This is a genomic window from Treponema sp. OMZ 855 (assembly GCF_024181145.1).
Taxonomy (GTDB): Bacteria; Spirochaetota; Spirochaetia; order Treponematales; family Treponemataceae; genus Treponema.
On record NZ_CP051194.1, the window covers coordinates 2264125 to 2289626 of the forward strand.

Annotated in this window: 31 protein-coding genes and 1 pseudogene; 2 read left to right on the top strand and 30 right to left on the bottom strand. The window is 40.8% G+C overall.

Annotated features, from left to right (window positions below):
* Positions 1-129 precede the first annotated feature (129 nt).
* The 19 genes from E4N65_RS10310 to E4N65_RS10395 form a co-directional block, all read right to left on the bottom strand.
* Positions 130-531, bottom strand: coding sequence for a hypothetical protein (locus E4N65_RS10310; RefSeq protein WP_253673174.1), 402 nt, complete (start codon positions 529-531; stop codon positions 130-132).
* 241 nt (positions 532-772) lie between these two features.
* Entirely contained in the window at positions 773-1081 is a 309-nt protein-coding gene (locus E4N65_RS10315) for a hypothetical protein (RefSeq protein WP_253673175.1), read from the bottom strand.
* A gap of 158 nt (positions 1082-1239) precedes the next feature.
* A complete protein-coding gene (locus E4N65_RS10320) occupies positions 1240-1485 on the bottom strand; it encodes a hypothetical protein (protein ID WP_200877731.1) in 246 nt (81 codons plus the stop codon).
* A gap of 41 nt (positions 1486-1526) precedes the next feature.
* Complete coding sequence (locus tag E4N65_RS12290) at positions 1527-1772, bottom strand: HNH endonuclease signature motif containing protein (protein WP_081984416.1); 246 nt, start codon at positions 1770-1772, stop codon at positions 1527-1529.
* Complete coding sequence (locus E4N65_RS10325; protein ID WP_044014850.1) at positions 1672-2118, bottom strand: hypothetical protein; 447 nt, start codon at positions 2116-2118, stop codon at positions 1672-1674. Before E4N65_RS10325 ends, E4N65_RS12290 begins: the two co-directional genes overlap by 101 nt.
* 84 nt (positions 2119-2202) lie before the next feature.
* Entirely contained in the window at positions 2203-2604 is a 402-nt protein-coding gene (locus E4N65_RS10330) for a hypothetical protein (RefSeq protein WP_044014848.1), read from the bottom strand.
* A gap of 290 nt (positions 2605-2894) precedes the next feature.
* Complete coding sequence (locus tag E4N65_RS10335) at positions 2895-3362, bottom strand: hypothetical protein (RefSeq protein ID WP_044014846.1); 468 nt, start codon at positions 3360-3362, stop codon at positions 2895-2897.
* Positions 3363-3508: 146 nt separating this feature from the next.
* On the bottom strand, positions 3509-4018 hold the full coding sequence (locus E4N65_RS10340; RefSeq protein ID WP_044014844.1) for a hypothetical protein: 510 nt from the start codon (positions 4016-4018) through the stop codon (positions 3509-3511).
* A gap of 235 nt (positions 4019-4253) precedes the next feature.
* Positions 4254-5045 (bottom strand): NADase-type glycan-binding domain-containing protein, encoded by a 792-nt coding sequence (locus E4N65_RS10345; protein ID WP_044014842.1) that lies wholly within the window; start codon positions 5043-5045, stop codon positions 4254-4256.
* Between the two features lie 435 nt (positions 5046-5480).
* A complete protein-coding gene (locus tag E4N65_RS10350) occupies positions 5481-5783 on the bottom strand; it encodes a hypothetical protein (protein ID WP_044014840.1) in 303 nt (100 codons plus the stop codon).
* Between the two features lie 255 nt (positions 5784-6038).
* A complete protein-coding gene (locus E4N65_RS10355; RefSeq protein WP_044014838.1) occupies positions 6039-6407 on the bottom strand; it encodes a hypothetical protein in 369 nt (122 codons plus the stop codon).
* 36 nt (positions 6408-6443) lie between these two features.
* Entirely contained in the window at positions 6444-6839 is a 396-nt protein-coding gene (locus E4N65_RS10360) for a hypothetical protein (RefSeq protein ID WP_044014835.1), read from the bottom strand.
* Positions 6840-6956: 117 nt separating this feature from the next.
* A complete protein-coding gene (locus E4N65_RS10365) occupies positions 6957-7406 on the bottom strand; it encodes a hypothetical protein (RefSeq protein ID WP_044014833.1) in 450 nt (149 codons plus the stop codon).
* Between the two features lies 1 nt (position 7407).
* Positions 7408-7770: a hypothetical protein gene (locus tag E4N65_RS10370; protein ID WP_044014831.1), complete on the bottom strand. Its 363-nt coding sequence runs from the start codon at positions 7768-7770 to the stop codon at positions 7408-7410.
* 214 nt (positions 7771-7984) lie between these two features.
* Positions 7985-8368: a hypothetical protein gene (locus E4N65_RS10375; protein ID WP_253673176.1), complete on the bottom strand. Its 384-nt coding sequence runs from the start codon at positions 8366-8368 to the stop codon at positions 7985-7987.
* A gap of 2 nt (positions 8369-8370) precedes the next feature.
* The gene (locus E4N65_RS10380) at positions 8371-8955 is read right to left on the bottom strand and encodes a hypothetical protein (protein ID WP_044014827.1); all 585 of its coding nucleotides are present in this window, start codon (positions 8953-8955) and stop codon (positions 8371-8373) included.
* Positions 8956-9169: 214 nt separating this feature from the next.
* A complete protein-coding gene (locus E4N65_RS10385; RefSeq protein WP_044014825.1) occupies positions 9170-9682 on the bottom strand; it encodes a DUF5104 domain-containing protein in 513 nt (170 codons plus the stop codon).
* Between the two features lie 9 nt (positions 9683-9691).
* The gene (locus E4N65_RS10390) at positions 9692-9982 is read right to left on the bottom strand and encodes a DUF4474 domain-containing protein (protein WP_044014823.1); all 291 of its coding nucleotides are present in this window, start codon (positions 9980-9982) and stop codon (positions 9692-9694) included.
* A gap of 77 nt (positions 9983-10059) precedes the next feature.
* Positions 10060-10236, bottom strand: coding sequence for a hypothetical protein (locus E4N65_RS10395; protein WP_158506659.1), 177 nt, complete (start codon positions 10234-10236; stop codon positions 10060-10062).
* 243 nt (positions 10237-10479) lie between these two features.
* Between E4N65_RS10395 and E4N65_RS10400 the strand changes: the two are divergent.
* Positions 10480-11307, top strand: a pseudogene (locus E4N65_RS10400) (Rpn family recombination-promoting nuclease/putative transposase).
* A gap of 408 nt (positions 11308-11715) precedes the next feature.
* Here the strand turns inward: E4N65_RS10400 and E4N65_RS10405 are convergent.
* The 5 genes from E4N65_RS10405 to E4N65_RS10425 all read right to left on the bottom strand — a co-directional run bounded on the left by E4N65_RS10405 (position 11716) and on the right by E4N65_RS10425 (position 17836).
* A complete protein-coding gene (locus E4N65_RS10405; RefSeq protein WP_044014821.1) occupies positions 11716-12045 on the bottom strand; it encodes a hypothetical protein in 330 nt (109 codons plus the stop codon).
* The gene (locus E4N65_RS10410) at positions 12042-12422 is read right to left on the bottom strand and encodes a hypothetical protein (RefSeq protein WP_044014819.1); all 381 of its coding nucleotides are present in this window, start codon (positions 12420-12422) and stop codon (positions 12042-12044) included. Before E4N65_RS10410 ends, E4N65_RS10405 begins: the two co-directional genes overlap by 4 nt.
* A gap of 159 nt (positions 12423-12581) precedes the next feature.
* The gene (gene mfd, locus E4N65_RS10415; RefSeq protein ID WP_253673177.1) at positions 12582-16112 is read right to left on the bottom strand and encodes a transcription-repair coupling factor; all 3531 of its coding nucleotides are present in this window, start codon (positions 16110-16112) and stop codon (positions 12582-12584) included.
* A 67-nt stretch (positions 16113-16179) separates the two neighbouring features.
* Positions 16180-16833, bottom strand: a complete 654-nt coding sequence (locus E4N65_RS10420; RefSeq protein ID WP_044014815.1) for a Crp/Fnr family transcriptional regulator — start codon at positions 16831-16833, stop codon at positions 16180-16182.
* A complete protein-coding gene (locus E4N65_RS10425) occupies positions 16826-17836 on the bottom strand; it encodes a cyclic nucleotide-binding domain-containing protein (protein WP_044014813.1) in 1011 nt (336 codons plus the stop codon). The genes E4N65_RS10420 and E4N65_RS10425 overlap by 8 nt, the downstream gene beginning before the upstream one ends.
* Positions 17837-17960: 124 nt before the next feature.
* Between E4N65_RS10425 and E4N65_RS10430 the strand changes: the two genes are divergently transcribed.
* A complete protein-coding gene (locus E4N65_RS10430) occupies positions 17961-18821 on the top strand; it encodes a PHP domain-containing protein (RefSeq protein WP_253673178.1) in 861 nt (286 codons plus the stop codon).
* A 110-nt stretch (positions 18822-18931) separates the two neighbouring features.
* Here E4N65_RS10430 and grdB read toward each other — a convergent pair whose 3' ends face one another.
* From grdB to E4N65_RS10460, 6 genes are all read right to left on the bottom strand, one after another.
* Entirely contained in the window at positions 18932-20221 is a 1290-nt protein-coding gene (grdB, locus tag E4N65_RS10435; protein ID WP_253673179.1) for a glycine reductase complex selenoprotein B, read from the bottom strand.
* 10 nt (positions 20222-20231) lie between these two features.
* Positions 20232-21521, bottom strand: a complete 1290-nt coding sequence (locus tag E4N65_RS10440; RefSeq protein WP_253673180.1) for a glycine/sarcosine/betaine reductase component B subunit — start codon at positions 21519-21521, stop codon at positions 20232-20234.
* A gap of 86 nt (positions 21522-21607) precedes the next feature.
* The gene (locus E4N65_RS10445) at positions 21608-22069 is read right to left on the bottom strand and encodes a threonine/serine exporter family protein (RefSeq protein WP_253673181.1); all 462 of its coding nucleotides are present in this window, start codon (positions 22067-22069) and stop codon (positions 21608-21610) included.
* Entirely contained in the window at positions 22069-22875 is an 807-nt protein-coding gene (locus tag E4N65_RS10450; protein ID WP_253673182.1) for a threonine/serine exporter family protein, read from the bottom strand. The genes E4N65_RS10445 and E4N65_RS10450 overlap by 1 nt, the downstream gene beginning before the upstream one ends.
* Before the next feature lie 109 nt (positions 22876-22984).
* The gene (locus E4N65_RS10455) at positions 22985-23485 is read right to left on the bottom strand and encodes a Smr/MutS family protein (protein WP_253673184.1); all 501 of its coding nucleotides are present in this window, start codon (positions 23483-23485) and stop codon (positions 22985-22987) included.
* 108 nt (positions 23486-23593) lie between these two features.
* Positions 23594-25501 (bottom strand): hypothetical protein, encoded by a 1908-nt coding sequence (locus tag E4N65_RS10460; RefSeq protein WP_253673185.1) that lies wholly within the window; start codon positions 25499-25501, stop codon positions 23594-23596.
* Position 25502: the final 1 nt, after the last annotated feature.

Sequence of the window (25502 nt, forward strand, 5' to 3'; positions counted from 1 at the left end):
GGGAACAGGCTCTTTTCAAAAGGCACCGTTTTTCCGCATACGGCCGTAACTCGTTTTGTGAGGAAGAGAGCGTTTTTTAGACATCGCATTGTATGCTTCATTTTTTACGATCTATTTCACGCAAAATAATCAATCCATCTTAACAAGTATCATAAATATAGAAACAAAAATACTCCAAATAATAGTAAATTCGAGTCCTAAAACAATCTCATATTTATCAAGCCATGGAAAATAACTATTAATAAAAAGACCTACTGCAACAGTCAAAAATACAGAACCAAAGTAAATCAGCAATGTGATAAAAAATTTACGAACAGGACGCATACTCCACCTCAACTCTGACTTTTGGGTAAGCGAACGATGCATATCTATAGCAGTAGGAATTATAGATTCTCCAATCACACCAGCAACTCCAGCCCATTTCGGTTGGTGAATTTTAAAATCTTCAACAGTCCCTGTTAATAAATTGGGAACCCTACTCGTACTTGTTGAACAACTTCCAATAGCAGCTTGTGTAAGTCCACTAGCCACAAATGCATAAGCGGCACCGTGCTTGCTTCGAAGCTACGCCTATCGGCTCCGCTGCACCATACCGCTCCAATCTTTTTGTCGCTGCGGCTTTGTTCCCGCGGCGTTTTTTTCTCAATACCGACATGGATGGTGGTGGTTCTAAACAGTATCATGTTTTACCATCAGCAAAACATGATATCAAATCTGTACGTCCTTGTACAGATTTGATATGGATTCTCACATACGGCCGTAACTTTTAGAATCAAGTTCCATTAAAAATATCCTCATATTTTTTAAACCAAATGTAAGGCAGTACATATTTACACATAACATATAGATAAAGTAAGCTATCTAAACACAATAATATAAATGCAGTAATAGAAATGATAAAACTGCAATACCAATGCACTTTAGATATTTCCGTCAAATTTCCAGCTTTATCACGCACATAATATCTATTTTTTTCAATATAATTTAGACTTAATTCACCCCCTGAAAAATATACATCAAATTTAACAATACCAACAAATACTATACTTAAAATTATAATAATTATTCCGATTTTTTTCATATACTATCACTCCTCTAGTTTCCTAACTTCAAGCCACACGCCGGCCCCCAGCTTTACTCCAGTCGTCAATCCCAATAAACCGCCTGCAGTAGCACCTCCAATATGCACATCCCCTTTTATTCTGAAGTTGTATCCCTGAATTTTGATATTCAAAGCAACTACAATAGTTCCATTCTAACCCATGATCCATCAGAATGCTTTTCAGCAATCCATCCTAAAGGCAAATCGTATAATATCATTAACGATTCATCCAGTAAAATTATTTCTTCTAAACTAACTATAGCAGCAATTTCTTCGGTTAATTCTCCTTTATCAAGAAATTGCCACATACCATCATCACGATCATGAGTAACGATAGATATCGGAGTAAGTTTATTGATAATACGTTTTGTTGTAATGACCATCGTTGTTTTTTTGTCATCAAAAAGCCAGTTTATCTTTCCTCCTAATTATCCCATTTCAACCTATTTTCTTGCCTTGATAGGACTTGAGCATTCGAATAACTTTTTGTTTTGCCTTTGCTTTTAGGAATAATATGATCTATTTGCCATTCATCTTGACGAGGAGTCCGATCTGTTTGTACTTCACTTTCATTTAAATGACCATGTTTGTATATTTGTTTTTTGAGAATTAAGCTGCAATATTTTTCCACTTTTATATTCAGATATATGCGAAAGATAAAATACAGCATTTTCTTTATTTCGTTTAATTTTTCCATTATTATAATCAGAAAAGTGAATTACAGTACCAATTGGAATATCAGCGCAATAATGTAGATTTATTATTTTCTTTACATTTCCTTTATTAAAATAATAGATTTTTGTTCCAGGCCATTGATTATCATCATGCTCACAATAATATCCTTCATTATAAATTATAATTTCATCACACTCACTGCAATACATTGATAAATCAACAAAACCATTCTTTTGTATTTGCAATATAATTCTCCTCTCTTCTTTCGATGAACATGAAATCAATGAAAATAAAATAAGAATAATTGTAGATATCATAAATAATTTATTTTTTCCACTCATTTTAATAATCCTTGATTATTTCTTTTTAAAATCTCTGAATATGCAGTATTATATTCACTATCATTTATTTTTGTTATTCCTACGCTATAGCTTCCATCCTTGTCCTTCAGAAAATACAGAAGTAGATAATTCTGAATTTATAGCAAAATTTGTCGTAGCACTATTTATTCCATGTCTTCCACCATCCTGTAAGATTCCCAATTGTACAGCAATTATCGGATGTCTTGCAGCAAACCCTATCTCATCGTTTCTTGAAGCAACTACACCGTATCCGAATAAAGTAGCATTGATGCCCCATACAATAGCAGGGGCAATAACGATCTTCCCATCCGGCTTAGTATACTTCTTTGTTCCCGCGGTGTTTTTTTTCTCAGTACCGACACGGATGTCGGTGGTTCTAAGCAGAAGCGCGTTTTGCTGAGCAAAACGTGCTATCAAACCTGTACAAGGATGTACAGGTTTGATAAACGCTCCCAAAAACCGCATGACTTTACAATCGTCCACGGATGGACGTGGTTCCATACAGTAACGAGTTTGACATTTCGTCAAACTCGTGTTCAAGCGTTGTACATGGACGTACAACGCTTGATAGAGGATTTCTGCTTCAATCGCTGTCCGGGATACAACCTTCCCTATTTCTGTTTATTCCTCACATACGCCCGTAACTCGTTCTGTGGGAAGAGAGTAGAAATTCTTATCAGGATATTAAATGCGGATTGTAGGTTTCTTTATAATCATCAAAAATCCACATAACCCTATCTCCAGAAGACTATTTTCTATTCATAATAAATCTCAAAACATACATTCCCAAACAATAAGTCAACTTCTTTGATATTATATTCAGATTTTAAACGTTGCAGTATATAAGGAATTAACTCATCAAGATATGAAATTATCCTATCAAGAATTTTTTTATACTCGGTCACATCATCTCTTTGTATTAGGAAATATCTTTTTTCAATATCAACATTATAAAAATCTTCTTCACACTTTTGACTCTCATAAAATTTCTTTGTATCAATTTCATTCAGACTATCTCGGCTTTCTATATAAAGCATCCTTTCATCTATTTCCAACAGAAAATCTTTATGTTCATAAAATGGATTAAATGAAATACTTTTTTGTATCGAACCATTAGACTTTAATTTACTCATTAAATATAAAAATTCTGGAATAGACACATAATGATTAGCTCCATTTTTTAATTTTGTATATGCATCTATGATATTATTTTTATAAACCATTTCCTTCTTCCCCTGCTTTACTCCCAAATATCTTTATTCATGTCAGCAACTTGTATTATTTTCTTTATCTGAGGTATTTATAGTTTTATCTTTGACTTCTTTTCTCATTTTGTTGTATCCTGATGCTTGTCCTAATAATGACATATTTATTTTAGAAACTTACGAAATATTCTAATACTATCGTTCATAATATTCCGTATAATATTTATTTCGCTTTCTCCCCATACAGGACTATATACCTCAGGAGAGTCTTTTTTCAAAGCAGGAGGATTCGTTCCGTAAAACAGTTTATTATATACGTCTAAGATTATACAATCCACACCATTATCATCACCTATAAATGGTTCTTTCAATGTATCTGCCATATCAGATGCAATGTTCAAAAAACGTAAAATAAGATTGCAATCTATGTCGTTCAGACATATTTTTTCTATAAATGTATCAATATCATACAATACAGCGGCATCTACTTGAATATCTAAATTATGAATTTTACAAAAACCTCTCATTTCAGCTTCACAATAAAATATAATTAATTTGCCATTTTCATCAATCAAAAACGCATCACGGTTATCAGAAAACCATAAACAATAATATGTTTGATTAGACATCTTAAATTCTACCAAACAATATTCAATTTCTGTATTATATTTCATTCAAAACCTCTATCTCTATATTTTTTAAGTTGATTAAACTCACCGCCTGGTTCACAGAGATTATAATTTCCATCTGAAGCTCATTGCATCGCTTCCATCCGTCCCGGTGTAGATCCTGATGATATTGCTAATTCCAAAATTCTTTGAGTTGCGCCATTTGCGTTAACTGTCAAAGTCCCCATTCAAAAGTGGTGATACATTTCTTTAAAAAATTTACTTAGCATAACTGTATACATTAATATTTTAGTATAATTGCATTTAAACACGTATCGGTATATTTTTCACCCTTATACACATCAATAATTGTTAATATAATATCTTCATTAAAGATTTTTTCAAAAATTATTGACTGAGGATTCGGTGTGTCTTTTAATTCATATCGTTGATGCAAATCTGAAGAAGTAAAATATAAGTCTATTGTTTTCAGCCTGCTATTCTGAGAAAATAGGTAGGATCTATTTTTTGATACAAATCCATTAAAAATAATTAATTCCTCAGCATTTATGCTAAATCGAACAGACTCACCCTCTCCGTATCCTTTCACACCTTCAACCCATGGTTTATTTAAATCAAGAGTTTTCAAATTTGATCCAGAGTATATAATATCTTTTTCATGTAGTTCCGAAGAAGCTTCAAAATAAGATGGGAAATATAAGAGTTCTGTATTAATTTTTGAAGCACCAAAAAAGATAGGTTCATTAGATTCTCCATACAAAACTAAGAACCTTTCAGATAATAACATCAATAATGATTTTGAATAATTTTCATTTTTTATCTTAAGCTGATAAAATTTACCATCAGTATTGATTGAATACTCAAATACATGATTCCATAAAAAATCATCTGAATTGTTATTTTCATCATCAGAAAATCTAATTTTATTGTTTTCGTAAAAAGTTATCATTTTAAAACTATTCATATCCTTATAGTAAGTCGGTTCAGCTATTTTCACCCCATTCATTGGTAATGTATAAGTCCTAAAACATATACATAACAAAAAAATTATCTTGAGAATTGTTTTTTCCATATAGTCTCCTTTTTATTTGTATGGAGGGAGTAATACCCCGACGCTCTGTGTCGGGGTGTTGATTAATTTTCAACTATTGGTGGAGCCTTAATTACTATTTTAATATTGTCTCCTTTCACCCAAACTTTTTCACCTTCTCCATACTTAAAACCAATATCTTTTAATATACTGGTAACCTCATTGAAATCAGCTAGATGAGAAATTTGACAGCCGGCACTATAGGGTCTTGTCCCATTTGCATATTCTGTTGTTGCCCCTTTTTTTCAAAAGGCACAGTTTTTCCTCTCTCAGTACCGCCACGGATGGCGGTGGTTCTAAATAATATCATATTTTGCTGTCAGCAAAACATGATATCAAATCTATACAAGGACATACAGATTTGATATGGCTTCCCACATACGGCATATTATAACAACTTAGACGCTCTTATTATATTCATAACCACCATGTCCAATCCAAGGCGCGGATCTTACCGCTTATAAACACACCTATAAAAAGAAAAATTATAAATAGCCAAAAACAAGCAGTATACATAATATATATTTTTCTATCTTCAGGATATGCGTGCCAATATACCATCGGCATAGTCCACCACCATTTCCATTTTATTCTTTTTTCTACCAATGCATCTGTCACTCCTCGACTCATTTTAAGATATAAAATCCACATCGCTATAAAAAATGCAGCTGATAGTACGAGAAAAAAAACACATACTATTTTAAGCAAAACTAAATACATATTACTTTATCTCCTTTAATAATTCTTCATTCTTTATATTATAAATTCGACTAGATGAATCTATTGTCTCTCTCGCCGCATCGTATGTTCCCTTAAAAGGTATAAGTCCTTTAGCAAAATTTTGTACACCTTCGCAAAAAAACGATTGTTCTTTTGCAGTAAGACCCCATGCACCTATACTTGTTTTACTCGGTGTTGCAATTTGTTTTAAAACTGATAGTGCACCTTTTTCAGCATCTTTTTCAAAAGCACTTACTACCGTAAATGCATCCCCCCAAGACTGACAACATATTTACCCATATTCCATGCTACTTCCTCTTTATTGTCTTTTAATGCTATGCTATAGTACAAATCTCCAAGTGATTTACCTGTCTCTATATCAGTAACTTTATAGCCACTTCCTCTCCGATTATGATTATATTCAACTTTTCCAAGCAATTTAGAACTATTGTCATACAATCCTAATGCATTACTAACTTGTCCTATAAAACTTTGATCGAATCCAGTTCGCTGAAATGCATATACTGCAGAGGAATTCCATTTCTTTCCTTGATAATTCACAAATGATAATCCATCTCTGCTAACAAGTTCTATTTCATCTCCATCCGGGTCAATATACTTCACCGGATTATTCCCCATAACAATTTGTAATCAAGCAATTTAACAACTATCACATGACTCAACAATTATTGCTCCATTATATAAACTTTGTACCCATTCGTATTCAAAAAATACTGTAGCATTAGTAAATGCTAATTGCTCTAATTCAAATAATATATCAATGAAATTATCATATTCAATTCCAATGATAAGTGTCTCAGTATTATAAAACAATTCAGTTTTATCTTGAATTTTAAGAATAATATCGACATAGGTTACTCTCTCATCTATGACTATTCCTAATTCACGTATATTAACCGTAAATACCTTCATCCGTAATTTTTTCAATAATGTCAATAAAGCATTGTGGAATTTATTACGATTTCCTTTTATGTATATTATCGGTGGCAGTTCACCATTTATATTTTCTTCAGTTTCATATTTGATAAAAAACATAGACGCCTCCCTTATTATCTAATCTATTGGAATACCCTCCCAATTAGGCTAGGGATTTTCTGGTGTTGCCGGAGGTCTATCTTCATATTCATATCTCCTATCATCCGCATTATCGGATCATCTTAAACCACTCTCTTTGCTATCCTTTTCTATGAACTCAATATCAGGCCTTTCTATTAGTTTAAACGGCAACGTTTCGGGGATGGTTTCATTTAACACATAAAAAGAATAAGTTAAAAGTTTCCTGCTTTCTCCTTTTTCAAAAAAAAGTATCATATAATAATAACTATTCCCAAATAACGATTCTTCTTTTGCATAGATATGAATAATATTATCAAAATCACCAAACAGATTACATTCATAAAATTCTATTTCAAGTTTTATTTCCTCTTGTTTCATAAAGTCATCAATACAAATTTCTTCTAACAGCATAGTCTTAACTCTATCTAAAATATGATACTTCTCATTAAATTCCTTTTCTGTTATTTTTTCCATAGCAACAAAATCAGCAAAAATGTATAACAAATTCACTAAAATGAATACGCTAATTAAAAGAACTTTTTTCATATCATTCACCTGCAAAATTCATTTCTTTGAGAATTTCTTTAACGACATTTTTTGCACTAATTTCACGCGGCCGCTCTTTATAAGGTAGTTTGTTTTCCTCAATTGCGCGTTTCTCCCATTTTTCTGCTCCTGCTTTCGAAGCATCAGAGCCATGAACTACTTCTTCTGCTATAACTTCAAGAAGATTTAGCCCATTCTTATCTATTCTATCAAGGTCAATATTTATTACAATAGCTTGAGCGGTATCTCCTTTATTCATCTTTCCATTAATCATAGAACCATTCCTATCAAGTTTTATTGTAGCAACATCTGCATCAAGGGAAGTCGTTTGTGTTTCTGTATTGCCGGCGTACTTACCTTGCATCGCTGTAATTACTGTTAGTAACTTATCCCGTGAGCATTTGTCGAGGCTAAAAGATTGTTCATATGTTTTTTAAATGTTGGGCTATTAAAAAATAACTTTAGCACAGCATAGTTTACACGATTATTTTTAATAGGCATTAATTCCCGCCCATCCGGATCCACATACTTCTATGTTTTAACTGTAACTATAGACTTCACAATACTTATATATCTTTCTAAACAAGAAAAAAAGTTAAAACTATTGTAACTAAACATAATAAAATCCATAATAAGGATAATGGAAAACATAACAGCTGTATCATATTTAAAATAAAAAATTTTCGCTTTATCGCTTTCGTTTGTATTGAATCCTCTTTTGCATATTCTTCTTTTAAGCACCATCTTATCATAAATCTGGTTCTATCCCATGAAGATGATATGAGTCCGCCATTGGAGACTGCATTTTTTGGAAAAAATACATCTTCTCTTGTAGCATCTTCATAGAATAAAGAAGTAAGCCCTGTGCGATTAAAAGATATATGAATAAAAACGGCAAGAAACATCATCACCATAAGGGCGAGTCCCAGAAATATAAACATCATAATTACAATTGTAGTCATTTTCATCTCATAAAATCATTCTTATTTATTAATTCATATACTTTTTCCATAGACAGGTTATAATACGTAATCATTAGATCTCCATTATCAAGAAACTTAGTTTCTTTTAAATCAAAAAGTAAATACTTAATTGCAGTGTTATCATAATTACGATTTATATAAAATATCTTTTTTCCTTTGAATATATCTAACACATAAACATCCTCTTCTCCTACAAGTGCATAGCTTCCGGTAATATCTACTGCCATCACAAAATTAACCGGATTAGATATTATTCCGTCATTCACTGACACAAAAATAGAATAAATACCCGGGTTGCCTGTATGAATTTTAATTTCTAAAATTCTATTCTTAAACCATTTAATAGCATCTTTTCTAAGTTTATAACGCAATTTAAGTGAAAAAATCATAAGCTCATGTTGACTTTTCTTATCCCATACAAACCCTTTGGTTACCCCCCCTTGTTCTGTAAATTTAAAATATGAACTTCCATCATCAGAATAATATTTAGTATTCGAAAGAAGTTCTTGAGATGATAGTTTTACAAAAATATGGAAGACTAATATAATAATAGCATATTTTTTCATGGCCAAACTCTCATCCCATACGAAGGGTCTGCTGGATTGTATTTAATAAATGTTGTCTTTCCAATTAATCGCTTCAAAAACCGCACTTGTATTACACGCGCGGCAAAAAAGATTTCTGCTTCAATCGCTGTCCGGGGGTGAGAATAATTAAGCTGTGAATAAAAGCAAAATGTTGTTTTCATACTTTTAGCAATAGGTTTATATTGTTTTTATTTTACTTAATAGATTCAACATAGACTCCATATGGAAGTGTACTAAGATCAAAATCATCAAAATCAATTTCATCGGCCTTCCTTTCTTCTAATAAAAATAAACCGCGTATTCCCACATTTTCCTTATGCTTATAGTCTTTTCTGACATCAACAAACATTAATCGTAATTCTCCAATATCCGTAGCAATTAATATAGAAACATTCCACTGAACGATACCTTCTCCATCCTTGTATAAAGCCGATTCATACACCATTGCATCAATAACCTCATACGTTTGAATTTGAAATCTCTCAAATAAATGATCAACATCTTCATCATAGTGAGAGGAAAAGTGTTCTATGTGAGGAATAAAGTGCTTTTTAAAACTAATTTTATCTTTGTTTTTTATTGCCAGTAAAAGCGCTTCTGTTCTTTTCTTCTCTATGTGCTTCATATCTTGAAAAATCAGAGGCCATCCCCACCCCTCAGTAAATAATATCATTCCATATACAACAACATAAAATAGTTTTTTCATATCAACTCCTTAGAAATTAAGTTTTGCAGAACAATTATTATCATTAAATGTCCACCTTAAATCTTTTTTATCCCATTCTGCTTTGAAATCTTGATACATTTGCTTATTGTTACCAAAATTAACGGTAAACTGGGCTTTTAAGTCGCTTGCCTTTACCCCTTGTACCCTCGGATTAAAGCTGGTCGCCCACCAATGTATCCCCTTAAAACTGCCAACTTCTTTTCCATTTAAGGTTAAACTTGCTTGCATATCCATTGCTAAAGATTTATCAACCTTAAAATATCCTGCTAGTCCCGCCAATCCTGCTTTTGAAAAAGTTAAGCGTTTGGTCCTATAAATATATAAATAAATATTATTATCAATGCAATCTTTTTCATTTATTGTAACTCCTTGATGCTGTTTAAGTTCACCCGCACCGGATCAGGGGATTCCGGTAAGCTCAATGTCCCGTTGATCATATCCGTAAAGTGATCCGTATACGATTCGATCCGCTTCCCTTCCTCTGCTACTTCATACAGCCGGCTAATTGTTATCGCGACTTTTTCTTCCACCATCCCTTCATACTTTTCATCGTTAAAGTATACCTGTATCGTCTTCCCAGCTTTCTTATTATCCTAGCATATCACTGTGCTGCTGTCAAAATCAAAACTATGCTTTATTCGTAGGGAGACGGATACACCTGTTGTTCTTCGGCTGCGCTCTATTTGCACTATGTACTTTTTTCTGCTATACTGGAAACTATGTAAGAGCAAAAACAAACGGCAAACAGGAATTATAAAGATTCGGTTTTTGTAGACCTGTTTGGTGAAGATAAAAACGCAAAAGAAAATTTTCTCTCATTATATAATGCTCTACACGGCACTCATCTGGGCAATTCAGTACCGTTAGAATCACTCCGCCTTGAACAAGTTATCTATATGTCTTTCTATAATGATGTATCATATCTCATTGATAACAAAATGATTGTATTGGCTGAACATCAGTCAACCATCAATCCTAATATGCCAATACGATGCCTCGAATATGTCGTACGATTATATGAACGGCTATTAGATGCTCAAGAACGATAGGCACGCTCGCTCGTAAAAATTCCAACGCCGGAATTTTATGTTTTTTATAATGGAGTCGAAGACTATCCGAATGAAACCGAATTAAAACTTTCCGATTCTTTTATGACAAAACCGGAGCATATTCCGTTAGAATTAAAAGTAAAAGTACTGAATATCAATAAAAATAAAAAACATACGATACTGCAAAACTGTAAGTCGTTAGCGGAATACAGTATGTTCGTGGAAACGGTACAACGAAATATTGAACAAGATAAAGAACACGGTTTTGAAAATGCAATAAAAGAATGTATACAAAACGGTATTCTCAAAGAATACCTGCAACGAAAAGCCAAGGAGGTCATAAATATGTTAATAGCAGAATACGATTATGCTACCGATATCGCCGTACAGCGCGCTGAAGAGCGGAAAATAGCTTATACCGAAGGCAGATCTCTTGGTATCGCCGAAGGTAAGCGCGAAACAGCGCGGAACTTACTTTCTATGGGCTTATCTATCGACACTATTGCACACGCAACCGGTTTGACCATACAGGAAATCGAGAAAATCCATTTATAATTTTCCCATTCGATGGACTGTCAACCGATCTCACTTCCAATCTTTTTGCCGCTGCTGTTTTCTTTAAGCGGTGTTTTTCTGCTCTCAGTACCGACACGGACGTCGGTGGTTCTAAGCAGAAGCACGTTTTGCTGAGCAAAACGTGCTATCAAACCTGTACAAGGATATACAGGTTTGATAACCGCTCCAAAAACCGCACTTGCATTATACGCGCGGCGAAAAGGATTTCTGCTTCAATCGCTGTACGGGATACTCCCTTCCCTATTTCTGTTTATTCCTCACATACGGCCGTAACTCGTTCTGTGAGAAAGCGAGCATTTTTAGACATTTCATTGTATGCTTTCTTGTTCCTAATTCTTTTCAAAATCTATCAAACACCGTCTTACAGTATCCTTTTTCTCTATCTTTTTAAGAGTTTTTAGAGTCATGTATAATCACTATTAAACTTAGCACAAGAATTTGTCTTACTTTCTTCATATTTAAACCGAATTCAAATTCTGAACCATTAATATTTAAAGTATAATTTTCATCATATTTTCCAAGCATTTGAAGAACAGAATGTATTTGTGATATGGATATATCACTATCATTTACAGGAATATATAATTTATCTGAATGTCCGGGTAAAATACGTAAATACACAATAAATATAATAGCAATATTAAGCAAAACATAAATTGCAATAAATAAAGCCGTGTATTTTTTCCCCTTTAAATTTCTCATGTTTTCCTCAATCATATTAGCTCCCCATAGCCAGAAAGTGCATTCATAATACTAAAAGCAAAATCATTTATTTTATTTTTCTCATCATTAGACGATGCGAGTACTAAACTTACAAGATTAGAATATTGATATATAGCTACCGCCATATCACGTGCATTGGTCTTGCCTAAAGTACCATCAATCCTTAGGGTAACCTCAGTTTCAGTTGAAGCTTTCCCATCCGGATCCACATATTTAACCGGATTATTGGCTTGAAGCTCGCTATCGCTTCGCTGCCCAATGCCTGCGTAGAGGCACACGCTCGTGCAGGGCAGTACCGCAGCTGCAACTACGGCAGCCGTCAAAACTAAAAGCCATTTATTTCGATTCAGCATCATATACTCTAAAAGCATACCACACCATAATACCGCTGTCAAAATAAATTACCCATTCTCAATGATTATTTAATACGACAACACACTTTCCGCAAACGAGTTAAATATACCTTCATAACAAATTGTATACCACCGGCACTACCGATACGGTATAGCGTAGTTTAGCTTATTCACATCTCAGCTTAGCTGATTGAGTTTTTCGCTGATAAATTCGCTCTTTTCTTTTAAGCCGATGGAGCCGGTTTCGAGCATGATGACATTCGGCTGCTTTGCATCGAGTTTAACCCGCCCTGCCGACTCTTTTATCATGCGGAGCAATTTATCGATGGAAATCTTTGAGACCTTCGCAAAGGTAATGCGCACGGTTCCGTTCCGCTCTTTAAGCGAGGCGATTGCGAGTTTTGCACAGATAATTTTGATTTCGGCAAGGGCAAGCAGGCTTTCCGCTTCTTCCGGAACGGGGCCGAACCGGTCGGACAGTTCCGCGTAGAGCCTATCCAGTTCTTCCGCAGTGCGGACGGCGGCGATTTTTTTGTATATTTCCATCTTTGTTTCCGGCACGCGGATATAGCTGTCGGGGATAAAGCCCGTGTACTCAAGCTCTATGACCGGTTCTGTCTCAGGCTCGTAACCGGCGTTTTGCAGCCGCTCCACCGCCTCTTCCAGCAGGCGAAGATAGAGGTCAAAGCCGACGGAATAAATATCGCCTGACTGTTCTTTTCCCAACAGATTCCCTGCGCCGCGGATTTCCATATCCTTCATCGCAATTTTAAAGCCGGAGCCGAGTTCCGTAAAATCGGAGATAACCTGCAGCCGCTTCATCGCAACCTCCGACAACGCCTTGTTTTCGGGATAGAGGAGGTACGCATAGGCCTTTCTGTCGGAACGTCCGACGCGGCCGCGCAGTTGGTACAGTTGTGAAACGCCGTACATATCGGCACGGTCGATGATGATGGTATTCGCATTGGGGATGTCGATACCGTTTTCGATAATAGTAGTCGCGATAAGGACATGAAAGCCGCCCATGTTGAAGCGGCGGAAAATATCTTCAAGTTCGGTTGCGCTCATCTGCCCGTGGGCAATGTCGATAAGCACTTCGGGGATGAGCTGCTGGATCTTATACCGTGTTTCTTCGAGGCTCTCCACGCGGTTATGCAGATAGAACACCTGCCCGCCGCGGTCAACTTCAAAACGGATCGCCTGCGCAATTCTTTCGGGGTCAAACGGAGAAATAACGGTTTCTACCGGACGGCGGTTTTGCGGCGGCGTGGTTAAAAGGCTCATGTCGCGGATTTTTAGCAGGCTGATATGCAGGGTACGCGGGATGGGTGTCGCACTCAAACAAAGGCAGTCGATATTCGTCTTCATCTGCTTGAGCCGTTCCTTGTCTTTGACTCCGAACCGCTGTTCTTCATCGACAATCATCAGGCCTAAATCTTTAAACTGCACGTCTTTCTGGATAATGCGGTGTGTGCCGATAACGATATCAAGCTCGCCGTTTTTCAGCTGGGTCAGCACTTTTTTCTGTTCAGTCTTTGAAACAAAGCGGGACAGCCGAGCGAGTTTTACCGGAAATTTTTGAAAGCGTTCCTGAAAGGTATCAAAGTGCTGCTCCGCAAGGATGGTAGTCGGCGCTAAAAAGGCGGCCTGCTTTCCGCTCATCACCGCCTTAAATGCCGCCCGCATCGCAATTTCCGTCTTACCGTAACCGACGTCGCCGCAGATGAGCCGATCCATCGGTATCGGTTTTTCCATATCCGTCTTTACATCGGCAATACAGGTCAGCTGATCTTCCGTTTCCTCATACGGGAATGCGGCCTCAAAAGCGGTTTGCCATTCATTGTCTTTCGCAAAGGCAAAACCGGCGGCGGCTTTGCGGCGGGAATAAAGGTCGATGAGTTTATCGGCGATATCTTCAACCGACTTTTTAACCTTGTTTTTCCGGTTTTCCCACGCCTTAGACCCGATGATATCCAGCCGCGGCGCTTCGCCTTCATTGCCGATATATCGCTGCACGAGGTTCGCCTGCTCGATCGGGATAAACACCGTTTCGTCTTGCGCGTATAGCAGGTTGATATAGTCGCGTTCATGCCCCAGCGTTTTGACCCGCTCAATCCCCTTAAACTGTCCGATACCGTAGTTGACGTGGACAACATAGTCGCCGGGATTAAGTTCCACAAAGGTGTCGATAACGGAGCTTTTAACCTGCTTAACCGATTTCGGGATACGCCGCCGCCTGCCGAAAATTTCGTTTTCCTGAATAACGAGTATTTTAAGTTCGGGGATACCGAAGCCGGACGATAGCGTAAGCGGCAGCACCGTTGCCTTAATATCCTTGAGCAATTCGCCGATACGGAGCGCCTGCGCATCGCTTTCCGCAAATACAAAAATACGCCAGCCTTTCTGCTGTAAATGCGTTAATTCTTCTTTTAGATACACGATGTTGCCGAAAAAACTGCGCGGCGGGTCGCAGTTAAACACAATCGACGCTTCGGTTTCGTCTGTTTCTTTCAGCGTCCGAAGGAAAAGGCTCTGCGGATAGCTTTCGGTCAACTCCGTAAAGGGCAGCAAAAGGCGCTGCGGCATGGGATATTCGGTAATTAAGAGATTATGCTTAATGTCGTCGTCGATTGCGCGGGTAATTTTGTTATATAAGCCGTGATATTCCCGCTCCAGCGCCTCCACCGCGTTCCGCTGCCGGTCGTAATCCATATAAAGGAGAACCGCGGGTTTCGCAGCGCCGCCATGCAGATACTCAAGATAATCAAGGACGCTTGCAGGTTTTTCAAAACAGAGCGGATAAAAAAGCTCTTCACCGTCAAAGGCGCGGTGTTCTTTTAAGTGCGCAATCAGCTTTTCCGTACCTTCGGCAGTAAATTCGGGCATATTATGCACATTCCGTTCGAACGCGGCGATCCGCTCATCATCCCAGATAACTTCTTTCATCGGATAGAGCGTCAGGCTGTCAAATTCTTCAACCGAGGCCTGCGTGTGCATATCGAAGGACTTTATCTTTTCGATAGTAGTAAAGTCGAATTGGATACGGTAGGCGGTATGCTGCGAGCCTTTGTTAGCAGCGGCGCAGACATCGAGTACCTCGCCTCGAAGCGCAAACTCGCCCCGGACACTTACCCGCGGCACCCGCGTATAGCCCCATTGCACGAGCAGCGAAGCTATTTTTTCCGTATCGATTTCCTTGCCTTTATAGAGAGTACAGGTGAGTGTTTTAAGGTAGTCGGGCGGCGGAACCGGCGTTAGAAATGCCCGCTGGGTCATTACCGTTACCATGGTTGTCGCCTCTCCGGAGACCGCCGCACCGGATACCGCTTTTGTCGTCAAGCCGGACGATACCGCACCAGATACCGGCGACCCCGCGCAAAGTTCCGCTAATATTTGAGCACGTTCCGCAAAAACCGGCGCCGAGTTTTGCACCGGCCGGTATGCCATATTGCCCCACCACGGCAAAACCTGAGCCTGTAGCCCTGCAATATCGAGGTCTGCACGCAGTTCTTCTATTTCTTTTTCCGTCGGTACGACGATGCAGAGATGAGCGTTAAAATGTCGGACATATTCGGCAAGAAAAAAAGCGAATATACCGCCTGAAAGGCCGTGTATATGATACGGAAAACGCCCTTCCCTCAAAGAGGAAAAAGCGTCTTGCATGGTTTTCCATGAGCGGATACTGTCTTGTAATGTATGTTCTTTCATCACCAATAATTCGTGCAGAGGGTTGCATACCCGCCGTTCCTCGGCAGTGTACGCCGGGATTGTTGATTTAGCCGAAGAAATTGTCTTTTGTACGGCGAGTCGTTACGAAACGGGCAAGGTCAACAATATTTTTTACGATAATGCGGTCGCCGTATACCTCTAACCGCCCCTGATCGGCGAATTTCCGCAACGCATCGCCGGTTGCCTCCGCCGAAAGACCTGCCCATCGGGCAACTTCTTCGGGCGTAATGATAAAGGTGCGCATCTGGGTAGAACGGTCAAGATCGGGCTGGGTTTCATCAAGCATCAAGAATACGTCGCCGATACGGGCAACATTATCTTGTATCGTCAAAATCATAAACCGCCGCTTTTGCACGTAAATACGCTTTACAAAGGTCTTTAACAGACGCATTGCAATAGCGGGATTGCCGGTTAAAAGAATTTCAAAGTTTTCTTTATTAAACTCGAGCGCAACAACATCGTCATACGCGATTGCAGAAGCGGAACGGGGAGAATTATCCAAAACGGCCATCTCGCCGAAGATTTCCCCCTGTTGTAAAATATCAAGATTTTTTTCTGCTCCGTTGATAATCTTAATCAGCTGAACACGTCCCGATTGAATTAAATAAAAAGATGCCCCGGGTTCAAATTCGGAAAAAATAACCGATCCTTTGGGGAATTTTTTTGCAAAACGGGCAAACGAGGCAAATAAATCAGGCATGAATAGCTCCTTCGCATGTAGCCTGCAATTCTTTAATCTTAGGCACCAGCAGCGGACCTGCCATCGTTAAAGCTTTATCATAGAACGGCAACGCCTTATCGGGGCGATCCATACCTTGATAACAGAGACCGAGGAACATCAGAATTTCTGCAAGTTTTAAAGATTTAGGGAATTGAGTGATAAAACCGGTACCCAATTGAATACACCGGACATATTCCGCTTGTTTATATAAACAGCGGGCTGCCCCTAAATAGGATGCTTCAACATTTGCACCTTGTTTTAACTCGATAATCGTATGGTACTGCTTATACGCATCGGCCCACTTTTGCTGCTTTGCCAAATCTTCAGCAAGCTGGAACGTCAATTCTATGGAGGCATCATTGTTCTGTTCAGGCTGAGCAGCAGCAGCACCACCGCCGCCGGGCACGGCATTAACACTACCTGCTTGCCGCGCTTCCCCGAAGCTGCGTCCTGCCATCTGTGTCGAATTTGCAATAATCGGCCCGATAGCAGCCAAATGCTTACCGGACGGATAAAGCGCCCGATAGCGCGCTGCTACTTGGGCAGCCGCCTGATAATGCTGTGACTTATAAAAAGCCGTTGCAACCGTGAATAAACCGTCTTCGTTATTTGTCTGCTGTTTACTATCCATCAACGATTCAAGCTGATGATGAATATTTCTCAGTTGTCTGGAAAAAACTTTCAACATTTGAAGAATAATACGCGTATTGGTTTGAGCAAAACTCTCAAATTCGGCAACCGAGAAAGTATATACGAGCGAATCGGTTAAAACCATTGCGCTTTCTTCCCGCGGATAATTCCCAAGTGCGGACTTCACCCCAAAAAACTCACCGGTTTTAATATATTCCGTTACCTGCGCGCCGGTTTCAATATCAAGCGAATTAAGTGCAATATGTCCGCTATGCAGCAAAAATACTCGAGCATCAAAATCGCCTGAAAAATAAATTACTGAATTTGCGCTGTATTGAACAGCCTTTGGCATTTTGTCCTCCGTACCACACGCAGTTCTCAACTCTAATTAACGGTAAGAACTATCTGTAAGGATTATATCATACCTTGCGGAAAAAACCTAGTGCATTATACATCTTTTTGCTATAATGATTGCTATGGTAGATTTGCATACTCACTCCACTGCTTCCGACGGTACTTTTTCGCCGGCAGAACTGGCAGCGGAAGCCCATAAAGCCGGTCTTTCGCTGTTTGCCCTTACCGACCACGACACGGTAGAAGGCGTTGCGGAAGCACAACAGGCAGGAGAGGCTCTCGGCATCCGTGTTTTACCGGGAATAGAAATCAGCGTTGAATGGCAACCGGGAGAGCTGCATCTACTCGGGCTTGGAATCGATATTGAAAATAAAACTCTGTGCAGTCTTATGCAGTATGCTCAGGCAAAGCGGCTGGAACGGAACCGTAAGATAATAGAAAAATTCAATGAGGCGGGAATTGTAATCGATGAAGAAAAGCTCGCCCAACTCGCCGGTGGAGCGGTAATCGGACGGCCTCATTTTGCAAAGTATCTTGTACAGGAAAAAAAAGCAAAATCCATTCAAGACGCCTTTCTTAAATACCTAGCCAAAGGACGGCCGTTTTATATTGAAAAGGAATGTTTACCGCTTGCGGAAGCGATAGAGGCTATTAAAGCCGCTCGCGGAGTTCCCGTTTTGGCGCACCCGATGTCGCTTTATCTTTCGTGGGGAAAACTGCCCGAAACGATTGCTCAATTCAAGGAACAAGGCTTAGTAGGCCTTGAAGCATGGCATTCGGGAGCACGATACGGCGAATGCGTCCGGCTGCAAGCATTGGCGGAAGAACTCGGATTGATTGTTACCGCAGGGAGCGACTTCCACGGTAAGAACCGTAAAGATGTGTATTTAGGCAGAACCGCAGCCCATCTCCCGATTGAAGACCGTTTTTTTACCGATAACCTACTCCCTGCCCTCGCTGCGGTAAATGAAAGCTACCGGTAACAGCATTACATTATAAAAACGCCCTCTAAGACCATGTGTTTTAGAGGGCGTTCACACAAAAACAGCTTGCTTTTAACATCAGCTAACGGCCAGAGCCGTCAGCCGGTCGTTTAGAAAACAGTCTGCTCTGTGATGGGTGTTTGTAAGGCTTTTAAGGCTTTTTCGACAAGCGCACGGCGTAATTCTTTTTCATCCTTTGCGTTCATTGTCGGGTTTCCGAGCGGGTGAGGAATTGCTACCGCCGGTACAATTCTGTTCGCTCCTACTGTTTTTGAAATCGGAACAACGGTCGCAATATGCACAACCGGTAAAACTTTTTCAATTTCTTTAACCATCGTTGCACCGCAACGAGTACAGGTACCTCACGTGGAGGTAAGAATAACCGCCTGCACTCCGGCGTTTACAAGCTTACCGGCAATTTCGGAAGCAAAACGCTTTGCATTCGCAACACTGGTGCCGTTACCGACCGTCGTGTAATACAGCTCGTGCAGTTTTCCGATTTTATGCTCGCGTTCCATATCGCGCAATACATCGACCGGCAAAACGCGGTTGGGGTTAGCGTTACAATAGGTGGGGTCGTAACCGCCGTGCGCCGTTTCGCTGTTTTCGGAGGTCAGCTCTGCAAGCCCCGCAATGGAGTATTCCCCATAATGAGAAGCGGAAGATGCTTCGATGTGATCGGGGTTTCCTTTCGGAACAACACCGCCTGAAGTAACCAATGCGATAACCGCTTTGGAAATATCGGTGATAGGCGCATGCGGCGGTACGCGGTCGAACACCGGCATCGGATATTCGGTAACGAATGCTTCACCCTTGAGTTTCTGCACGAGCATATCGACGGCGCGTTTTGCACCGCGTTCTTTTGCAAAGTAGTTTTGGCGGATACCGCGCGGCAGTAAACCGTCGGCTGCAAGGTCGATTGCTTCGCCGTTTAAAATTTTCTTTGCAACTGCGGCAATTGCAGGTACCGCATGGCGCATATCGGCAGCGGAGTTCTTGGTCTTTACCGTATACATAAAGGCTTTGAACACGTCGTAACCGGGGTTCTCTTCGTACAAACCGGAGACAGCAGGAATGCCAAGGGCTGCAGCAGCTTTCGCAGCACCGCCGCATGCCATACCGTAACGGCCGGCGTTAAAACCGGGGCCGGCAATCAGCAAATCCGCTTCGTTTTTCTTTAAAACATCTTGGATAAATGCAATACACTCGTCGGTGTGGTCGTTAAAATAGTTATCACCGCAGATAATTGTCTTAACAATTTTTCCTCCGTCGCCGAGTGCAGCCTGAATCCCCATACCGGGGCCGGCATTTCCGTCGATTACTTCAATTTTGTAATCGGCAACATCTTCGCCGCCCTTTCCGGCAAAGAATTGGTTGATATAATGTACAATCTTTTTCATTGTTTACCTCTTATAATCCGCATGCGGATAAATTCCAGAAGCCCAGCTCGTTGGTTGCGCCGGTAATAACCTGTAATTCCGCTTCGATACTGCCGTCCTCGTGTAAACTGCCTTCCCATGCCCCTGCAATAACGTTGGCCTGTTGGGGATCGCCGATAACCAAGTTCATCTTAGGCAGTTTGATAACCTGATTGGCATTCCCGTTCGACACCACGGCATCCGCAGAAGGATGAGCATCCGCAAGCGACTGGCTCGCGCCGTCCTGCCCCGCGTATTCGTCGGTCAGCAATACGGTTTTAATGCCCTTTGCGGCAATCTTGCGGCAGTTCATCATCAAGTCGGCATCGGGGTTACCGAAACCTTCTTCGGAGATAATCACCGCATCAAGGCCGAGCTGTTCCGCAAGCCGTGCGGTTAAAGAAGAGGAGCGCTCTTTATCGGCAAGCGTTACGTTCTCGTTGGTTACGATGACGCCGATAAAGTTGTAATCCTTTCCGTGCCGCTTATACAGTTCGTGGATAACAGGGCTGTTCTGATGTACATAGGTCGGGTTTTTATCGCAGGCGGAAACGCAGTTACCGCTCACAACTGCGCCGTCCATCGCCTCAGTGGGATACATAATGGTCGGAACAATCTGCTTAACGTCGATACCATAATAGTAGGTGTCATGCAGCAATCCCTGACTTTGGAGTGCATAGACATAGCCAACCTTCGGCAGATTGGGATATTGCTTAGCCTGTTCAATCGGGTTTAAGGTTTCGTACACTTCGGTTTCTGCCGGAGCAACGGACTTTGCGGCATTACCCAAATAGCGGGCAGCTTTAAGCCCCATCAAGCGCAGCGATTTTTCTTTAACCGCACGCGTCGTGTCGTCTTTAACGGTACCTTTTACCACAAGGTTAACCGTGCGTGAAAACGGTGTATATTCGGCGCCGGGGCCGCTCATATCGATAATTCCTTCTTGGAACCCGACAACGGTACCGGTTGTTACAACCGCTGCACCGCGAAGCACGGCAGTTTTGCCCGATCCGACAGTATCTTCCTCACCGGTAAAGAATCCGGGAAAACAAACACCGCTGCCTTCGATTTTACAGCGCGGTTCAATAACATCTTTAACGGAAATAATACGGGTTTTATCACCCGGTTTGGTAATTGTCAGTGAAACATCAGTGATAAGCGGATCCTCTTTAATAAGCGAAATCAGTTCATCTTTGTTTATTTCAAGACAAGTTCCCTTGATAGCAGTTTTACTGGAAAACCTCATCTCATGAATAGGGATAATTCCCAGTTCAAGCTTCATATCGACCTCCTATACTTTTTTGCAAGGGGCGGACTATCCCCTAAGTATACAGGGATATTTTATTGCAATTAACCTAGGCTGTCAATTTAGTCTATTCTGTATTTTTTTCTTTTATAGTCCGTATGGGCTTGTCTAGTCATGCGGACAATTGAGGTGGCAAGAATGATACCGACTGCTATCGCAACTGCCATAAAGCATGAATGGACACCTTCAGCAATTCCCTTATCAAGATCTCCCCGTACAAAGAAAAGCATCGACCGATACACGCGGAAACCGGGAACTAACGGAATAACACCGATAACGATAAAAGAAGTTGCAGGGGTTTTTTGGATTACGGCAAAGACTTCGGCAAGAAGACCGACTATAATGGCGGACAAGAGATTGGCAAAAATATAGCTGACTTGCGGAACATCGAGTACTAACAAAATTGTCCATCCGATTGCACCGTTTGCTGCGGCAAGCAGTAATGTACGCTTTTGAACATTGAACAAGACACCGAAGCCGAGACAGCTGACAAAGGAGAGTATCGTATGGGCATAGATCGGCATCACAGTCCCCCTAAGATTGAATAGAGCATGAGGATACTGCCGACACCGAAAGCAATGGCAATGGCAACCAGAACCGCCTCTCCGATACGCGCAATACCGGAGATAAGATCCCCCGAAATAAAGTCTCTAATACCTGCAGTGAATGCAACACCGGGAACAAGGGCGAGTGCGGCGCCGACGATGATATTATCGAGATTATCGACTAATTTAATTTCGAAAGATATTATAGAAATAATCCCTACGAACATACTTGCGACAAAATTACCGGTAAAGACGGTGCGGGAACGAGCCATTATTTTATCGCTGATAAAAACGGCAATATATGAGGCAAAAAACGCCGCAACAAAGTCTCCGAATTTTCCGCCTACTAATACCGCAAAAAGACCGCATCCGATGCCGGTCGCAAAGAGAACAAACCGGTATGGATAACCTTTGTATTGATCTATTTTGCGTAAGCAATCCATTGCTTCGGATATATCAATACGGCCTTCCACAAAATTACGGGAAAAATCACTCACTAATGTAATTTTAGCAATATTGTTGCTCCGCTTTTTTATATTTTTTGTATAGAGTACGTTTTCGCCGTCACCGTTTGCAATAAACAGCACGGTGGGCGTAACAAACGGAGTAATATCGTGGACGCCGCCCGCTTCGCTTATCCGCACAATCGTTTCCTCGGCGCGGTACATCTCTGCTCCGTTCCGAATAAGAAGCTCTCCGGCATAGAGCGCTATCTGCATTACTAAAGCATGCCGAGCGAGGGGATTGTCCTTTTCCCTAGCTACAATATCCGACTGGGTATCCATAATAATTGCTGATTGTAATTCTTTTTAACTATTATGGCAATAAGTTTAGTCAAGGTAAACGCATCAGGTATTTTTTGATATTCCCGCAGAATATTTGCAAAAGAGACGGTTATTTCAATATCACCCACGTTGACCCCGTCCCTCCGTCGCGTCCTTTGGGATGGCCTGTTTCGCCTGCATGGGTATTTGTTTCTAAGAATTTTTGTACAAACCGCGCCAATACAGGCCCGTTTTGAGAATGATTCCCTTTACCGTGAATGATGAGTATTTTTTGATACTCTCTCCTCACGGAATCTTCAAAAAAAGTAACCAACGCGCCATACGCTTCTTCAAGCGTCATGCCATGCAAGTCGATTTCTGCCTGCGGACGCATTGTCCGTAGCCGCCGCTTTTCGGCTAGATTATCAAAAAAGGAAATATTTTCGGAATTATCCGCATCTTTATCATAAATGCCGTAACGCCGCACCCAATAATCCATCGGATTGAGCGTTTGGGTAGTTTCAACGGCATACGCTGCTGCCGGATTTTTTGCATCTTTACGCATTCGCTTCTTTCCATAAGGCTGTTGAGTTTGAGTTTCCCATTGATTCAGTATCGCTTCAAAATTCATAATTTTCCCTCTCACGGAAATAAAGATAAAAAAAATAAACAATGAACTACAAAAAACGTTTCAATAATTTTTCAACAATTTTTCAATAATATTGAAATTTATCGATTTTTATAAAGTTTCCATATTTGCCAAATAAATTCTTCCGCCTTTTATCCCCCATGCCGTATATAAAAAAGACTCCATGTGCGCAGCGGCCCGCACAAAACCAACTGCCTTGGTCTTGCGGATGTATCTGCAAAGCGCCGGTTCAGCCGTATTCATTAAACGGAACCATGCAATCTGTGTAAAATAGTGCTGAAGAAAACTGCTGCTTTGTTGAAGGAGATACGCCATAAATTCATTTTGCATCAAGTAATCGTCATCCGTGTCATACTGCAGCGACGGATATATTTCAAAATAACGGCGCAAAAACAACACTGCGCGCGGATCTGTCTTCCGAAAAGCCTCCGTTACCGTATCACGGAAGCTTTCTTCCGTAAAATAAATACCGTGCAGGCATTCGTGGGTAATAAACCGGTAACGGAGATCCCGCTCAGACTGACGGCTGATGGATACGATTGCACCCTCCCCCGCCTCAATACCGGCTTCCGTACGAATAATAATGCCGTTATGGAAAAGGATTTTCCGTAAATGTAATTCCGCTTTGTTAAGTGGGAAAGATTCCGCTTCAGCCTTCTGAAAGAATGCTGCAAGCGCTTCAGCTCTATAGTCGTGGGCATTAAACCCGTGGAGAGAAGCAAGCTCTTCATCAAAAAGGAGCTTTCCTGTAAAGCCTTTTTTTTCCGCAAAGAACGAAAGCCGTTTAAGATGGGCATCCTGCACTGAATAGTCGGCAAAATCAAAGATCAGCACCGAAGGAAACTGTTCCCATGAAAACAGCTCGTAAGAGGGCTGCCGCCATTGTTCTTGCGGCCAATCCGGAATAAGCCCCGGATCGGCAGTAATCGGAGTCATCAGAGAGGGAGTAGAATATTCGATTGTAATACCACAGACCATGGCTCCCGTATCTGCCTGCCCGCCGGTACCAGGAAGCGTATCCGCATTGGATAACCGCTCCGCGCCGGTTTGTTCAATAGTAAAAAAAGCATCGGGAAAAAGACAGCCGTCAAGCGTAAGGCGATATACATTCGGTGCGCGATATACGGATATGCTTTTATCCCCGCATTGGAAAGAAAGGCGCGGCTGTTTTTGCCCTGCCGTCAGATTAACCGGTTGGGTCTTGTCAAAATGAATACCGATAGAGTCCCTACCGCCTTTTCCGGCATACCGTGCCTGTATGACAGCCGACGGCTTCGGTAACTCCGTGCGTAATGGTACGTTTGCTTCGGTACATAATTCCGGCGGAATAACATCTCCATCGGCGGTTGTACCGTACCACAGTGCAGCCCCATCTTTTAACCAACCGTACCGAACGGGTACGATAGCCGCACTTTTCAGCTTTAGCGCCGATTTCGCCCAAACCATAAAGCCCCTCATATGAGCTGTCCCTACGGCTATGCCAGCAAAGCCGATGCTGACCGTAAGGGTTCCTCGCGGCAGCAGCTTCGCTGTAACGGGATGCTGCGGGCGGAAGTTTTCTTTTAACTTACCGAAAGCGGAAAAATCGTTTGCATAAAGCAGCCCTACGGCAAATTGGGCAGCATCAGTTTGAATAGCGTTTGGGTTGATAGGTGCTGTGCGGCTCGATTGACCGGTGAACTCTAACGGTTCAAACTCCAGCTCGAGGGCATATAAGCCGGAATCGGTTAAACCGAACATCGTAGGGCTTTTTTCAAAAGCGAAGCACATGACATCGGATTTTTCCGGATCATCTATCGTACCCGTTTGGGCATTTGTATTTAAAGCCTTGAGCGGTACGGAGCGGATATGCCGCTCAGAAGCAGCTAATAGATAAACCGCAGTATCATCCCTGTCTGCCGGCAATGCAAGCGATACCGACGACGCGGGATCGACACAAGAGGTACATAACCAAGAGGTAAAAACTAAAACAAGAACGCCACGCAGCAGGATATGCATG